The sequence below is a fragment of the Mixta sp. Marseille-Q2659 genome (assembly GCF_940807255.1).
Classification (GTDB): Bacteria; Pseudomonadota; Gammaproteobacteria; order Enterobacterales; family Enterobacteriaceae; genus Mixta.
On the sequence record NZ_CALNWY010000020.1, the window covers coordinates 58,856 to 73,637 of the forward strand.

At 56.0% G+C, this 14,782-nt stretch carries 14 protein-coding genes; 13 read left to right on the forward strand and 1 reads right to left on the reverse strand.

What is annotated here, in order from left to right:
• Window positions 1–250 precede the first annotated feature (250 nt).
• Window positions 251–1,390, reverse strand: coding sequence for a tRNA epoxyqueuosine(34) reductase QueG (gene queG / locus P3C52_RS14460; protein ID WP_275555674.1), 1,140 nt, complete (start codon window positions 1,388–1,390; stop codon window positions 251–253).
• Between queG and nnr the strand changes: the two genes are divergently transcribed.
• From nnr to P3C52_RS14525, 13 genes are all read left to right on the forward strand, one after another.
• Window positions 1,389–2,912 carry a bifunctional ADP-dependent NAD(P)H-hydrate dehydratase/NAD(P)H-hydrate epimerase gene (gene nnr, locus P3C52_RS14465; protein ID WP_275555677.1) on the forward strand — a complete coding sequence of 508 codons (1,524 nt, stop codon included), beginning with the start codon at window positions 1,389–1,391 and terminating at the stop codon, window positions 2,910–2,912. The two genes, queG and nnr, sit on opposite strands and share 2 nt — an antisense overlap.
• Entirely contained in the window at window positions 2,909–3,385 is a 477-nt protein-coding gene (tsaE, locus tag P3C52_RS14470) for a tRNA (adenosine(37)-N6)-threonylcarbamoyltransferase complex ATPase subunit type 1 TsaE (protein WP_275555678.1), read from the forward strand. The genes nnr and tsaE overlap by 4 nt, the downstream gene beginning before the upstream one ends.
• Window positions 3,382–5,034, forward strand: coding sequence for an N-acetylmuramoyl-L-alanine amidase AmiB (gene amiB, locus P3C52_RS14475; protein WP_275555688.1), 1,653 nt, complete (start codon window positions 3,382–3,384; stop codon window positions 5,032–5,034). Before tsaE ends, amiB begins: the two co-directional genes overlap by 4 nt.
• Window positions 5,035–5,136: 102 nt before the next feature.
• The gene (gene mutL / locus P3C52_RS14480) at window positions 5,137–7,131 is read left to right on the forward strand and encodes a DNA mismatch repair endonuclease MutL (RefSeq protein ID WP_275555679.1); all 1,995 of its coding nucleotides are present in this window, start codon (window positions 5,137–5,139) and stop codon (window positions 7,129–7,131) included.
• Window positions 7,124–8,074: a tRNA (adenosine(37)-N6)-dimethylallyltransferase MiaA gene (gene miaA / locus P3C52_RS14485; protein ID WP_275555680.1), complete on the forward strand. Its 951-nt coding sequence runs from the start codon at window positions 7,124–7,126 to the stop codon at window positions 8,072–8,074. The genes mutL and miaA overlap by 8 nt, the downstream gene beginning before the upstream one ends.
• 102 nt (window positions 8,075–8,176) lie before the next feature.
• The gene (gene hfq, locus P3C52_RS14490; protein ID WP_038623882.1) at window positions 8,177–8,488 is read left to right on the forward strand and encodes an RNA chaperone Hfq; all 312 of its coding nucleotides are present in this window, start codon (window positions 8,177–8,179) and stop codon (window positions 8,486–8,488) included.
• A gap of 80 nt (window positions 8,489–8,568) precedes the next feature.
• On the forward strand, window positions 8,569–9,849 hold the full coding sequence (hflX, locus tag P3C52_RS14495) for a ribosome rescue GTPase HflX (RefSeq protein ID WP_275555681.1): 1,281 nt from the start codon (window positions 8,569–8,571) through the stop codon (window positions 9,847–9,849).
• A gap of 68 nt (window positions 9,850–9,917) precedes the next feature.
• Window positions 9,918–11,156 carry an FtsH protease activity modulator HflK gene (gene hflK, locus P3C52_RS14500; protein ID WP_275555682.1) on the forward strand — a complete coding sequence of 413 codons (1,239 nt, stop codon included), beginning with the start codon at window positions 9,918–9,920 and terminating at the stop codon, window positions 11,154–11,156.
• A 3-nt stretch (window positions 11,157–11,159) separates the two neighbouring features.
• Window positions 11,160–12,167 (forward strand): protease modulator HflC, encoded by a 1,008-nt coding sequence (hflC, locus tag P3C52_RS14505; RefSeq protein WP_275555683.1) that lies wholly within the window; start codon window positions 11,160–11,162, stop codon window positions 12,165–12,167.
• Window positions 12,168–12,292: 125 nt separating this feature from the next.
• Window positions 12,293–12,622 carry a DHCW motif cupin fold protein gene (locus tag P3C52_RS14510; protein WP_275555684.1) on the forward strand — a complete coding sequence of 110 codons (330 nt, stop codon included), beginning with the start codon at window positions 12,293–12,295 and terminating at the stop codon, window positions 12,620–12,622.
• A gap of 136 nt (window positions 12,623–12,758) precedes the next feature.
• Complete coding sequence (locus tag P3C52_RS14515) at window positions 12,759–12,959, forward strand: DUF2065 family protein (protein ID WP_275555685.1); 201 nt, start codon at window positions 12,759–12,761, stop codon at window positions 12,957–12,959.
• 156 nt (window positions 12,960–13,115) lie between these two features.
• Entirely contained in the window at window positions 13,116–14,414 is a 1,299-nt protein-coding gene (locus tag P3C52_RS14520) for an adenylosuccinate synthase (RefSeq protein ID WP_275555686.1), read from the forward strand.
• A 203-nt stretch (window positions 14,415–14,617) separates the two neighbouring features.
• Window positions 14,618–14,782, forward strand: a 165-nt coding sequence (locus P3C52_RS14525; RefSeq protein ID WP_275555689.1) for an Rrf2 family transcriptional regulator, incomplete at its 3' end; no start/stop codon positions are given.

Below are 14,782 nucleotides of genomic sequence, written 5' to 3' on the forward strand. Positions count from 1 at the left end.
TGACGCATTAAGTCAAACCTCTTTAAACAGACTTATCCACAGGCTGTTCTTCGCTACCGCTGCGCTTTCACGTTATTATTTGTTTACATAATTCGAGTAACTAATTGAAATATATGAAGGTGATAATATTTCAATTTGTTATAGATGCCGCTTGCGCTTTGTGTGTCACTTGAATGACAACGATTTTTTATTTTTATGCACAGCGTGTGGAAAAGTGCCTGCCACATCAGGCAGGCGATTATATAAGCGGTTAAGCATCGCGCGGCAGGCCTTTCTCAACGGCGCGTACCAGACGTTTTTGCTGTGGGCGCTGCACCTCAATGCTGTTTTCGGCGCGTCGGCGCTTCTGTTGCTCTATTGCCCATTCAATATGCTCATCCAGCATGGCGTTTTCCCCCAGACGGTTGGCAAGCGCAGCGATATTCTCCTCATCCCAGGGCGCATTGCCCAACGCCACCGCCACGTTACGCAACCAACGCAAATGACCGATGCGACGAATTGCCGAACCTTCAGTGATGCGTAAGAATTTCGCTTCATCCCAGGCAAAAAGTTCCGTCAGCGGCGGCGCATGGAGCGCGGCGCGCGGACTGAAATCATCCTCATCGGTTAACTGCCCAAAACGGTTCCACGGACAAATCAGCTGGCAATCATCGCAGCCATAAATGCGGTTGCCGATCAGCGGCCTGAATTGTTCCGGGATCGCACCTTCCAGTTCGATGGTCAGATAAGAGATGCAGCGGCGTGCATCGACGACATAAGGTTCGACAATCGCGCCGGTCGGGCAGGTGGTCATACAGGCGACGCAACGTCCGCACTGTTCCTCCTGCGGTTGATCGACCGGCAGCGGCAGGTCGATCAGCAGCTCGCCGAGGAAAAACCAGGAGCCCGCTTCGCGATTGAGGATGAGTGAGTGCTTACCTGTCCAGCCAAGTCCGGCTTTTGCTGCTAATGGCCGCTCCAGCAGCGGCGCAGAATCGACAAACGGACGAAAATTGACCGCTTCACAACGTTCACGAATTAAATCGCCGAGCTTTTTCAGTCGATTGCGCAATACTTTGTGATAGTCGCGACCTAAAGCGTAGCGGCTGACATAGCCCAGACGGGGATTTTTTAGCGTGCTGGCAAAGGCGGCTTTCGCCGGCAGATAGTTCATCCGCACGCTAATTACGCGCAGGGTGCCAGGCAGCAGTTCATGCGGGCGGGCGCGCATCATGCCATGCCGCGCCATCCATTCCATCTCGCCGTGATACTGCTTATCCAGCCAGGCCTGCAGCCGTGGCTCTTCAGCGCTGAGATCGGTATCGCAAATACCGACCTGCTGAAAGCCGAGCGACATTCCCCACTGTTTTATATCCTGAGCAAGTTGTTGAAGATCGAGAGGGTGTGACATGACTGACCATACAGAGAGAGAAAACGCCCGTAGTTTACCACACTCTGTCTGGCCTGCGCAGGCGCTGCGTCGGCTGGAGACCGAAGGCGCGGACAGTCTGGGGATTACGCTCTATGAACTGATGCTGCGTGCCGGTCACGCCGCTTTTGATACTATTCGCCGCCGATGGCCGCAGGCCCGACGCTGGCTGGTGCTGTGCGGTCACGGTAACAACGGCGGCGATGGTTATGTGGTGGCGCGACTGGCGCAGGCGGCAGGATGTCAGGTGACGCTGCTGGCCTGCGATAGCAATCACCCGCTGCCGGAAGAGGCGCAAAGCGCTCGTGCAGGCTGGCTGGAGGCGGGCGGCGAAATCCATGCGGCGGATGCTCTCTGGCCGGAGCAGGTCGATATTATTGTCGATGCGCTGTTGGGCACCGGTCTGAACCGGGCGCCCGCCGCGCCTTACGATAGCCTGATCGAAAAGGCGAATCAGCATCCGGCGCCGGTGTTTTCCGTAGATATGCCTTCTGGCCTGGTCGCTGCCAACGGCACTGTGCCGGGCGTAGCGATCGAGGCGGCGGCAACGCTGGCGTTAATCGCGCTTAAGCCGGGGCTGCTTACCGGTAAAGCGCGCGATTACACAGGCGAACTGCACTATCACGCTTTGGGGCTGGAAGCCTGGCTTAGCGGCCAACAGGCGCCGATGGCGCGCTACGAGGCGCGGGATTTAACGCGCTGGCTGAAACCGCGCCGTCCCACCTCTCACAAAGGCGATCATGGGCGTCTGCTGGTGGTCGGCGGCGATCGCGGAACGGCGGGTGCGATACGAATGACGGCAGAGGCGGCATTGCGTACCGGTGCAGGTTTGGTGCGAGTGCTTACTCACAAAGATAATATTATTCCTATCCTGAGCGCGCGCCCGGAAATTATGGTCGATGAGCTACTGGATGAGGTGCTACAGCAGGCGCTGGAGTGGGCCGACATCATTGTTATCGGTCCGGGACTTGGCCAGCAGGAATGGGGCAAAAAGGCGCTTAAGCGGGTCGAAAATTCTCAGAAACCGATGCTGTGGGATGCCGACGCGCTCAACCTGCTGGCATTCAATCCCGATAAACGTCAGAATCGCATCATTACGCCCCATCCCGGCGAGGCGGCGCGGCTGTTAAACGTTACCACGGCGGAAATTGAAAGTGATCGCTTACTTGCAGCTCAGCGCTTAGTGAAGCGCTACGGTGGCGTGGCGGTATTGAAAGGCGCGGGCACCATTATCGCCAGCGAAAGCGGAGAAATGGCCTTTGCTGATGTGGGGAATGCCGGCATGGCGTCGGGCGGTATGGGCGATGTGCTGTCAGGCATTATCGGCGCGCTGTGCGGCCAGAAAATGACGCTGTATGATGCTGGCTGTGCAGGCTGTGTCGTACATGGAGCGGCAGCAGATGCGGTAGCGGCGCGCATTGGCACGCGCGGTATGCTGGCGACCGATCTGTTTTCCGAGCTGTATCAATTTGTTAATCCTGAGATGTTAAACAATAAAGCATGAATACCTGTGTTATCGCATTGCCTGACGAGGCGGCAACCCTCGATCTGGGCGCCCAACTGGCCCGCGCCTGCGACAGCGCGGCGGTCATCTATCTTTACGGCGATTTAGGGGCGGGCAAAACCACCTTTAGTCGCGGTTTTTTACAGGCGTTGGGTCATCAGGGCAATGTTAAAAGCCCGACCTATACGCTGGTTGAGCCTTATCAGCACCTCGCCAGGCCGGTTTATCATTTCGATCTTTATCGCCTTGCTGACCCAGAAGAGCTGGAGTTTATGGGCATCCGTGACTATTTCTCCGGCGAGGCCGTTTGTCTGGTGGAGTGGCCGCAGCAGGGAACCGGCGTGCTGCCAGAGCCCGATCTGTCGCTGACGCTAAGCTACGTCAACCAGTCGCGTGAGGCGAAGCTGGAGGCGCATTCGCCGCTGGGCGAACGTCTGGTTTCGCAGGCGAACAATCATAAGGACCGCGCATAATGGCACGCATCAAGGTCATGCTGTTGATGCTGCTGTGCTTGCTCTCCTGCTCCGCGCTGGCCGCTAATCTGTCTGATATTCAGGTATCGAACGGCAGCAGCCAGGCAACGGTAACGCTGAGCTTTAACGGGCAGCCGGTTTACGGCTTTTTCCCGCTGCATAACCCGGATCGCGTGGTACTGGATATTCGCCAGTCCGGCGTGATTAAAGGTTTGCCGCTCAATTTCAGCGGCGATAACCTGGTAAAACGCATCCGCACCAGTCAGCCCAAAGATAGCCAGAGCATTCGCCTGGTGTTTGAGCTGACGCAATCGGCTAAAACCCGCGCCGTCACCCAGCGTAACGGCAACGATTATAAAGTGGTGTTTACCATTGCCGGTAAACAGCGCGCCGCCGCCAGCGCGCCGGTCAGCACCGCGTCGCGCTCGCAGCCGAGACAACCGGCGCATAACCCGTTTGATGGCAATAAGGTCACGTCGGTAACCAACACCAACAGCCGCGTGGCGCCCGGACAGAGTAACAGCGTCGCCAGCGATACGGTGATTGTGGCTATTGATGCCGGGCATGGCGGCCAGGATCCTGGTGCCATCGGCATGAACGGACTGAAAGAGAAAAATGTCACTATCGCTATCGCCCGTAAGCTGAAGGCGAAGCTGAATGCCGATCCGATGTTTAAGGGCGTCTTAACGCGCGATGGCGACTACTTTATTTCGGTCATGGGCCGTTCCGATGTTGCCCGTAAGCAGAACGCTAACGTGCTGGTTTCGATTCATGCGGACGCCGCGCCTAACCGCAGCGCGCGTGGCGCGTCAGTCTGGGTTCTCTCCAACCGCCGCGCCAACAGCGAAATGGCCAACTGGCTGGAGCAGCATGAGAAGCAGTCGGAATTGCTGGGCGGTGCGGGCGATCTGCTGGCCAACAGCCAGGCGGATCCCTATCTGAGCCAGGCGGTGCTGGATTTGCAGTTCGGCCATTCGCAGCGCGTCGGCTACGATGTGGCGACGAAGGTTATCCAACAGCTTCGTCAGGTTGGTTCGCTGCATAAACGGCGGCCAGAACATGCCAGCCTGGGCGTGCTGCGCTCGCCCGATATTCCTTCCCTGCTGGTGGAGACGGGCTTTATCAGTAATCCTTCGGAGGAGCGGCTGCTGGGCAGCAGCGCGTATCAGGAGAAAATTGCCGAGTCGATTTATCGCGGCCTGCGCAGTTACTTCCTGACGCATCCGTTACAATCCGTCCCAAAGCAGGAAAACCGACCGTTGCCGTCCGCAACGGCGGTTGAAGTCGAAGCCAACAGCGCCAGTACGCCGGTCACTTATACCGGCCCGGTGACGCGGCACGTGGTAAAACGTGGCGAAACACTGTCGGGCATTGCGGCGCACTATGGCGTTACCATGAGTACGCTTAGCCAGCTGAATAAGCTCAAGAAACAGAGCGTTTGGGTGGGGCAGCGGCTGAAGGTGCCGACCAACGGCACTAAAACCGCCGCCGCAAGCCGTGGCCCGCAGCGGCATAAAGTGGTGCGCGGTGACTCTCTGACGGCGATCGCGGTACACTATGGCGTCAGCGCTCAGGCGATAATGCAGGCCAACAATATGAAATCGACAAACGTTATGCTGGGGCAAACGCTAAAAATCCCCGCTTCCTGACAGGCCAGTCCGTTACGTCCGCGCCCGATCGTTACCATCTTTGTTTCTCGCCAGCATCGGTGGATGCTGGCATCTTTCCCGCTTAACCGAGGATAATGCGCGATGCCCATTCAGATCCTGCCGCCACAGCTGGCTAACCAGATCGCCGCCGGTGAGGTGGTTGAACGCCCTGCATCGGTCGTTAAGGAGCTGGTAGAGAACAGCCTCGATGCTGGCGCTACGCGGATTGATATTGAGATAGAAAAGGGTGGCGCAAAGCTGATCCGCATTCGCGATAACGGAGGCGGTATCGGTAAGGATGAGCTGGCGATGGCGCTGGCGCGTCATGCCACCAGTAAAATCACCTCGCTGGACGACCTGGAAGCGATTATGAGCCTCGGCTTTCGCGGCGAGGCGCTGGCAAGTATCAGTTCCGTTTCGCGTCTGACATTAACCTCGCGTACCGCCGAACAGAATGAAGCCTGGCAGGCCTATGCGGAAGGGCGCGAGATGGCGGTGACGGTAAAGCCAGCGGCGCATCCGGTGGGCACCACGTTGGAAGTTCTCGATCTCTTTTACAATACGCCTGCTCGCCGCAAGTTTCTGCGTACCGAGAAAACCGAGTTTACCCATATTGATGAGGTAGTGCGGCGCATCGCGCTGGCGCGTTTTGATATTGCGATTTCGCTGACGCATAACGGCAAGCTGGTGCGGCAGTATCGCGCAGCGGCGCAGGAAAACCAGCAGCTGCGTCGGCTGGGCGCAATTTGCGGCGCGACCTTTATGGAACACGCGCTAAAAATCGAATGGCAGCATGGCGACCTGATTTTGCGCGGCTGGGTGGCCGATCCGGTCGGCGCGCGTCAGGTCAGCGACTTGCAGTACTGCTACGTGAATGGCCGCATGATGCGCGACAGGCTGATTAATCATGCGATCCGCCAGGCCTACCAGGAAAAACTGGGCGGCGAACATCAACCTGCCTATGTGCTTTATCTGCATATTGATCCGCACCAGGTGGATGTCAACGTTCATCCTGCGAAACATGAGGTGCGTTTTCATCAGTCACGGCTGGTGCATGATTTTATCTATCAGGGCGTGATCTGCGCGTTGCAGGAGAGCGGAGCCGAAAGCCTGCCGCTGGCGGAACACGATCAACCGCGCTGGCAGCCGGAAAACCGGCCTGCTGCAGGCACAAATCATTTCTCCCTGCCGGCAGCGGACGCACCGGATTCGTCCCGACCATCCTTGCAGGAAACCAATGCCTTAGCGCACCGCCAGCCAGCGCCGGAAACCGATCGGCCAGCGCGCCATTCATCGGCACGGGAAGCGGAACCGGCACCCTATCAACGACGCGGCGAGGCTTTGCAGGGCAGTTCTTCATCCCACTCTGGCACGCATTCACCAGCACGCGCCAGCGGTGCAGGCTGGCCGCAGCAGCAGCCTGGATATCAGAAGCGCGAAGGCGCGCTCTATCAACAGCTGTTGCAGACGCCAACGCCCGCAATGGAGAACGCGCCATCCGCGCCTTCCCGCGTACCCGCTCAGACGCCGTTACCGGCGCACAGTCAGAGCCTGGGAAGACTGTTAACTATTCTGCATGAATGCTATGCCGTGGTTGAGCGTAACGGTGGGCTGGCGCTGGTAGCGTTACCGGTGGCGGCGCGCTGGCTGCGCCAGGCGCAGCTGGAGCCGGGAACCGAAGGGCTGAAGCCTCAGCCGCTGCTGATTCCTGTGCGGCTAAAACTGGCGCCGCCGGAACGGCAGGCAATAGAGCGGCACGCCGAACTGCTGCAGCTGTTTGGGATTGATTTGCAAAGCGATGGACAGCATGTGACTCTGCGCGCGGTGCCTTTACCATTGCGCCAACAAAATTTACAAAACTTGATTCCAGAACTGTTAGGCTATCTCGCCCGTCAGCAGGATATGTCGTCGGGCCAGCTGTCGCAATGGCTGGCGCGGCAGGCTGATGCCGAGCCAGCGCACTGGAATCACTCACAGGCGATTGCGCTGCTGGCGGAGGTCGAACGGCTCTGCCCGGCGTTATTGAAATCGCCGCCTCCGGGTTTATTACAACCGATCGACACAGAAACGGCGTTAAGCGCCCTGAAGCATGAGTGAAAGTGAAATGGCGGGCCGGCCTAAGGCAATATTTTTGATGGGGCCCACGGCTTCCGGTAAGACAGCGCTGGCAATCGCCTTGCGTCAAAAGCTGCCGGTGGAGCTGATCAGCGTGGATTCAGCGCTGATTTATCGTGGTATGGATATTGGCACGGCTAAGCCAGGCGCAGAAGAGCTGGCGCTGGCGCCTCATCGTCTGCTGGACATTCGCGATCCGTCGGAGGCCTACTCGGCAGCCGACTTTCGTCGCGATGCGCTGGCGGAAATGGCGGACATTGTCTCGAAAGGGCGAATTCCGTTGCTTGTTGGTGGAACCATGCTCTATTTCAAAGCGTTACTGGAAGGATTATCGCCGTTGCCCTCGGCCGATCCCGCGGTACGCGAACAGATTGAGCAAGCAGCGCGTGAACAGGGATGGGAAGCGCTGCATCGTCAGTTATGTGAAATCGATCCCGTTGCTGGCGCTCGTATTCATCCGAATGATCCCCAGAGACTCTCGCGAGCACTGGAAGTTTTTTTTATTTCGGGTAAAACTTTAACGGAACTGACGAAAACTGCGGGTGAAGCCTTGCCTTATGATGTGGTTCAGTTCGCTATCGCTCCGGCGAGCCGTGAATTGCTGCATCAGCGTATTGCGTTACGTTTTGAGCAAATGCTGGCTTCGGGTTTTGAAGCTGAAGCGCGTGCGCTGTTTGCACGAGGAGATTTGCATACGGATTTGCCTTCCATTCGTTGCGTGGGTTATCGCCAGATGTGGTCTTATCTTGAAGGCGAAATTAACTACGACGAAATGGTTTATCGGGGAGTTTGCGCGACCCGGCAACTCGCCAAGCGCCAGATTACCTGGCTAAGAGGCTGGCAGAATGTTCACTGGCTTGACAGCGATCATCCGGCCGAGGCACTTAACAAGGTATTACAGGTTCTTGGTGCGAAGCTTGAGTGAATGTGTACAATTGAACCGTTATCGTGCGCAAATTTTTTTACGCAGTATTTAGAGCCGCAGGGTTCTTAGTAATAAACAACAAGCATATAAGGAAAAGATAGAATGGCTAAGGGGCAATCTTTACAAGACCCGTTCCTGAACGCACTGCGTCGCGAGCGTGTTCCGGTTTCAATTTATTTGGTGAATGGTATCAAACTGCAAGGTCAAATTGAGTCTTTCGATCAGTTCGTGATTTTGTTGAAAAATACGGTAAGTCAGATGGTGTATAAGCACGCTATCTCTACCGTTGTCCCGTCGCGTGCAGTCTCCCACCATAGCAACAATGCTGGTGGCGGTAGCAACTATCATCACGGCGGCAATAATCAGGCAGCGCAATCGCAGCCGCAACAGCAAGACGGTGATAGCGCTGAGTAAGTCCTGCCATCGTCCTGCCAGAACGGGGAGAGCATTTTTGACCTTCCCCGTTCTGGTCAATCAATTAGAGAGGTTTAAGCTTGTTTGACCGTTATGATGCCGGTGAGCAGGCCGTACTGGTACACATCTGGTTCTCGCAAGACAAAGAGACAGAAGACCTGCAAGAATTTGAAACGCTGGTCTCTTCCTCAGGCGTCGAAGCGCTGCGCGTGATAACCGGTAGCCGCAAAGCGCCACATCCCAAATATTTTGTCGGTGAAGGTAAAGCTGTCGAGATCGCTGAAGCGGTGAAAGCCACCGGTGCTTCAGTGGTGTTGTTCGATCATGCCCTGTCACCGGCTCAGGAACGTAACCTTGAGCGCTTGTGCGAATGTCGCGTTATCGACCGCACGGGCCTGATTCTGGATATATTTGCCCAGCGCGCACGTACTCACGAAGGTAAATTACAGGTGGAGCTGGCTCAGCTGCGCCATCTCGCTACGCGTCTGGTGCGCGGCTGGACTCACCTTGAACGCCAAAAAGGCGGTATCGGCCTGCGCGGGCCGGGCGAAACTCAGCTGGAAACCGACCGTCGGTTGCTGCGCAATCGCATCAGCCAGATTTTGTCGCGCCTGGAGCGCGTGGAAAAACAGCGCGATCAGGGCCGGCAGGCGCGCGCCAAAGCCGATATTCCAACGGTTTCGCTGGTGGGTTATACCAACGCTGGAAAATCCACGCTGTTTAATAGCGTGACCTCCGCTAATGTTTACGCTGCCGATCAGCTGTTCGCCACCCTGGATCCGACGCTACGTCGTATTGACGTTGCCGATGTCGGCGAAGTGGTGCTGGCCGATACGGTCGGTTTTATTCGTCATCTGCCGCATGACCTGGTGGCCGCGTTTAAAGCGACGCTACAGGAAACGCGTCAGGCGGCGCTGCTGTTGCACGTTATTGATGCCGCCGATGTACGCGTCGATGAAAATATTGAAGCAGTAGAGAGCGTTCTCGAAGAGATCGAAGCCGACGAGATCCCAACGCTACAGGTGATGAACAAAATCGATATGCTGGATGGCTTCGAGCCGCGTATCGATCGCAACGATGAAAACCAACCGGTACGCGTCTGGCTTTCCGCCCAAACGGGCGCTGGTCTGCCGCTGCTGTTTCAGGCGCTGACTGAGCGGCTCTCAGGCGAGATTGCTCAGCATCAGCTACGTCTGCCGCCGGAAATGGGACGCCTGCGCAGCCGCTTTTATCAGCTACAGGCCATCGAAAAAGAGTGGAATGAGGAAGATGGCAGCGTAAGTTTACTGATACGCATGCCGATTGTTGACTGGCGTCGCCTGTGCAAGCAGGAGCCGACGCTGGTGGATTATATTGTTTGACTGATGTTGCCTGAGACGTGTATCCCGGTCTGGGATACCACCGCACACACAATAAATGGAGTATAAACATGGCGTGGAATCAGCCCGGTAATAACGGACAAGACCGCGACCCGTGGGGAAGCAGCAATAATCAAGGCGGCAACTCTGGGGGAAACAAAGGAGGACGCGATCAGGGGCCTCCCGATCTCGATGATATCTTCCGTAAGCTGAGCAAAAAACTCGGCGGTCTGGGCGGTGGCAAGGGCAGCGATAATTCACGCGGCTCAGGTAACGGCGGCAAACTGGTAGGCATCGTGGCCGTAGCGGCCGTGGTGATTTGGGCAGCAAGCGGTTTCTATACCATCAAAGAAGCGGAACGCGGTGTGGTAACACGTTTTGGTCAGTTCAGCCATCTGGTTGAGCCTGGCCTGAACTGGAAACCGACCTTTATCGACCAGGTTCGTGCGGTAAACGTTGAGGCGGTGCGCGAGCTGGCGGCGTCCGGCGTAATGTTGACCTCGGACGAAAACGTCGTGCGCGTAGAAATGAACGTGCAGTACCGCGTGACTGACCCGGAACGCTATCTGTTTGCGGTCACCAGTGCGGACGACAGCCTGCGTCAGGCAACGGACAGCGCATTGCGCGGCGTAATTGGCCGCTCCAGCATGGATCGTATTCTGACCGAAGGCCGTACCGTGGTGCGTAGCGAAACGCAGCGCGAAATTGATGAAACCATTCGTCCGTACAATATGGGCATTACCGTGCTGGACGTAAACTTCCAGGCGGCGCGTCCGCCGGAAGAAGTCAAAGCTGCGTTTGACGATGCGATTGCCGCACGTGAAAACCGCGAACAGTACGTGCGCGAGGCGGAAGCCTACGCGAATGAAGTCCAGCCGCGCGCCAACGGCCAGGCACAGCGTATTCTAGAAGAGGCGCGTGCTTATAAAGCGCGTACCGTACTGGAAGCGCAGGGTGAAGTCGCCCGTTTTGCGAAAATCCTGCCGGAATACAAAGCTGCGCCGGAAATCACCAAAGAGCGTCTGTATATCGAAACGATGGAACGTGTGCTTAGCCATACGCGTAAAGTTCTGGTGAGCGACAACAACAGCAATCTGATGGTGCTGCCGCTGGATCAGCTGATGCGCGGACAGGGTTCGTCGAACTCCAACCGCAGCAGCCAGGAGAGCAGCAGCCTGATGCGTTTGCCGCCGGCTTCAGACAGTAACGATCGCGCCAGCAGCAGTTCGTCGTTCTCGCCGGACGACATCATGGATCAGCGTCGCGCTAACGCGCTGCGCAATGACACCCAGCGCGAAGGGAGAGAGTAAACGATGCGTAAGCCATTAATCGTATTAGTTATTGTTGTACTGGTGGTGCTGTACGCGTCATTGTTTGTCGTGCAGGAAGGGCAGCGTGGTATTGTGCTGCGCTTCGGCAAAGTACTGCGTGACAACGAGAACAAACCGCTGGTATTCGCGCCGGGCCTGCACTTTAAAATTCCATTCCTGGAATCGGTAAAAACGCTTGATGCGCGTATCCAGACCATGGATAACCAGGCCGATCGCTTTGTGACCAAAGAGAAAAAGGATCTGATCGTCGATTCTTATATCAAATGGCGTATCAGCGATTTTAGCCGTTACTATCTGGCGACCGGCGGCGGCGATGTTTCTCAGGCGGAAGTGCTGCTGAAACGTAAGTTCAGCGACCGTCTGCGTTCTGAAATGGGTCGCCTTGACGTGAAAGACATTGTCACCGATTCACGTGGCCGTTTGACCACTGACGTACGTGATGCCCTGAACACCGGCAGCGCTGGTAGCGATGACGAAGTGCAGACGCCAGCGGCGGATGATGCAATCGCTCATGCTGCGGCGCGCGTAGAGCGTGAAACCAAAACCACCGAGCCGTCGATTAACCCGAACAGCATGGCTGCGTTGGGTATTGAGGTCGTTGACGTACGGATTAAGCAGATCAACCTGCCGACCGAAGTGTCTGATGCTATTTACAACCGTATGCGCGCCGAGCGTGAAGCGGTAGCACGTAGCCAGCGCTCGCAGGGTCAGGAAGAAGCGGAAAAACTGCGCGCTCAGGCCGACTATCAGGTAACGCGCACGCTGGCGGAAGCACAGCGTGAAGCGCTGATTACTCGCGGTGAAGGCGACGCCGAATCTGCGAAGCTGTTTGCCGACGCGTTCAGCCAGGATCCGGGCTTCTATGCCTTTATTCGTAGCCTGCGCGCTTACGAGAAAAGTTTCAGCGGTAACCAGGACGTTATGGTGCTGAGCCCGGACAGTGACTTCTTCCGCTATATGAAGTCGCCATCTGGCAATACGTCACGCTAACCTCTTTAAAAGAGCCCACTTATGTCGGCTCTTTTTTTATCTTCTGTTCGACCTGCTCCATCCTGCTTCATCTGTTCTGATACAGGCAGCAATCCCGTATTGTTAACTTCTCTACAGAGGCTGGTATGCAAATCAAACATCTTCCTTTTGGTATTACCGACTGGCAAAACGTGGTGTCAGAAAAGCATTTGGGCGAGAAAGGCTATGCGCTGTGGCGAACCCAAAGGTTTAATGATATTCGCGTCAGGATTGTTGACTATTCCGCAGGTTACCTCGCCGATCACTGGTGCGATAAAGGACATATACTTTATTGTCTGGAAGGCGAGCTGCATACGGAGCTGGAGGATGGCCGCACTTTTATTTTGACGCCGGGCATGAGCTATCAGGTGGCGGACAACGCCGAGGCACATCGTTCTTCCTCACCCAGCGGCGCGAAGTTGTTTATCGTCGATTAATTCCCCGTCTCTCGCGGGCGAAAGCGTGATATATCCGGTCACGCTTTTTTACCGCTGCTTCAGCCGACCTCGTATTTACTGATTATCCGCCAGTGTGCATAATCGCCAGCTTCTGACCGATGGCGACTGAGAAATAATGAATACAACCATATGGATGGCGCTGGCGTTAGTGCTGGTGTTGGAAGGGCTTGGGCCAATGCTGTGGCCGCGCCTTTGGCGACGCATGATTGTCACCATGGCGCAATTGCCGGACCGTCTTCTGCATCGCTTCGGCGGCGGAATTGTGGTGGCTGGCGTGGTCATTTACTACATGTTGAGTGTTCACGGCGGCAGTTAATGCCATATCCAGGGAAGGTTACTAAAGAAGCTAAAACGGCAGGGAACGCCTGGCGAAATCACCCGCAAAAAACTGCGCAATCGTATGCTAAAAGTGCTGAAAGTGGGAAATCATGGTGGTAGAATCCTTTTTTAAGCAATCGGTGGTTTCAAGAAAATGGGTAAGAACGTTGTCGTACTGGGCACCCAATGGGGTGACGAAGGCAAAGGAAAGATTGTTGACCTTCTGACAGAGCGCGCTAAATACGTTGTGCGCTATCAAGGCGGCCATAATGCGGGTCATACGCTTGTCATCAACGGTGAAAAAACCGTTCTCCACTTAATTCCCTCTGGCATTCTGCGTGAAAACGTCACCAGCATCATCGGCAACGGTGTGGTGCTGTCTCCGGCTGCGCTGATGAAAGAGATGAAAGGTCTGGAAGAGCGCGGCGTCCCGGTACGTGAACGTCTGTTACTTTCTGAAGCCTGTCCGCTCATCCTGCAATATCACGTTGCAATGGATCTGGCGCGCGAAAAAGCGCGCGGCGCGAAGGCAATTGGCACCACCGGTCGCGGTATCGGTCCGGCTTATGAAGATAAAGTTGCGCGTCGCGGCCTGCGCGTAGGCGATCTGTTTGATAAACAAACCTTCGCCGTTAAGCTGAAAGAGATCGTTGATTTCTACAACTTCCAGCTGGTGCATTACTATAAAGAAGACGCGGTCGACTACGACACCGTACTGAACGATGTTATGGCTATCGCCGATATCCTGACCAGCATGGTGGTGGACGTGTCCGATCTGCTGGATAACGCGCGCAAGCGTGGCGACCTGATTATGTTTGAAGGCGCGCAGGGTACGCTGCTGGACATCGATCACGGCACCTATCCGTACGTGACCTCTTCCAACACCACCGCAGGTGGTGTAGCGACCGGTTCCGGTATCGGCCCGCGTTATGTGGATTACGTGCTGGGCATTATCAAGGCCTACTCAACGCGCGTTGGCGCTGGCCCGTTCCCGACCGAGCTGTTTGATGAAACCGGCGAGTTCCTGTGCGAAAAAGGCAATGAGTTCGGCGCGACAACGGGTCGCCGTCGTCGCACCGGCTGGCTGGACATCGTTGCCGTGCGCCGTGCGGTGCAGATCAACTCTCTGTCCGGCTTCTGCATGACCAAACTGGATGTGCTGGACGGTCTGAAAGAAGTTAAAATCTGCGTCGGCTACCGGATGCCGGACGGCCGCGAAATGACCACCACGCCGCTGGCGGCTGAAGGCTGGGAAGGCATTGAGCCGATTTATGAAACCCTGCCGGGCTGGAGCGAAAGCACCTTTGGCGCGAAATCTGTCGATGCGCTGCCGCAGACGGCACGTGATTACATTAAGCGTGTTGAAGAGCTGACGGGCGTGCCGGTTGATATTATCTCGACCGGGCCGGATCGTAGCGAAACCATGATCCTGCGTCACCCGTTTGACGCCTGATTACGTAAAGGCCGGACCCTGTCCGGCCTTTGTCTTCTGTGTTATAACAGGCCCCGATCTTTATTCCCGTCCTTTTTGCTTACCGCTTTTCCTGAATCCGGCTTGCTTAAAAAATTGCCCTGAAACAGATGGGCTGGTTTATCATCATTAAATAATAATTATGCTAAACGGATGAAATTCACCGGAAATTCACCGAGGTTAATGTGCAACTGACAAGCTTTACCGATTTTGGCCTGCGCGCGTTGATTTATATGGCGTCGCTACCGGCCGGACAGATGACTAATATTACTCAGGTTACCGATACCTATGGCGTATCACGCAACCATATGGTCAAAATCATTAACCAACTGAGTCGTCTGGGCTATGTC

Excerpts from the sequence above, each read along its gene's own strand:
- hfq (WP_038623882.1), top strand. The coding sequence starts at position 8,177 with ATGGCTAAGGGGCAATCTTTACAAGACCCGTTCCTGAACGCACTGCGT.
- hflC (WP_275555683.1), top strand. The coding sequence starts at position 11,160 with ATGCGTAAGCCATTAATCGTATTAGTTATTGTTGTACTGGTGGTGCTG.
- P3C52_RS14520 (WP_275555686.1), top strand. The coding sequence starts at position 13,116 with ATGGGTAAGAACGTTGTCGTACTGGGCACCCAATGGGGTGACGAAGGC.
- P3C52_RS14515 (WP_275555685.1), top strand. The coding sequence starts at position 12,759 with ATGAATACAACCATATGGATGGCGCTGGCGTTAGTGCTGGTGTTGGAA.
- hflK (WP_275555682.1), top strand. The coding sequence starts at position 9,918 with ATGGCGTGGAATCAGCCCGGTAATAACGGACAAGACCGCGACCCGTGG.
- queG (WP_275555674.1), bottom strand. The coding sequence starts at position 1,390 with ATGTCACACCCTCTCGATCTTCAACAACTTGCTCAGGATATAAAACAG.
- P3C52_RS14510 (WP_275555684.1), top strand. The coding sequence starts at position 12,293 with ATGCAAATCAAACATCTTCCTTTTGGTATTACCGACTGGCAAAACGTG.
- nnr (WP_275555677.1), top strand. The coding sequence starts at position 1,389 with ATGACTGACCATACAGAGAGAGAAAACGCCCGTAGTTTACCACACTCT.
- miaA (WP_275555680.1), top strand. The coding sequence starts at position 7,124 with ATGAGTGAAAGTGAAATGGCGGGCCGGCCTAAGGCAATATTTTTGATG.
- mutL (WP_275555679.1), top strand. The coding sequence starts at position 5,137 with ATGCCCATTCAGATCCTGCCGCCACAGCTGGCTAACCAGATCGCCGCC.
- tsaE (WP_275555678.1), top strand. The coding sequence starts at position 2,909 with ATGAATACCTGTGTTATCGCATTGCCTGACGAGGCGGCAACCCTCGAT.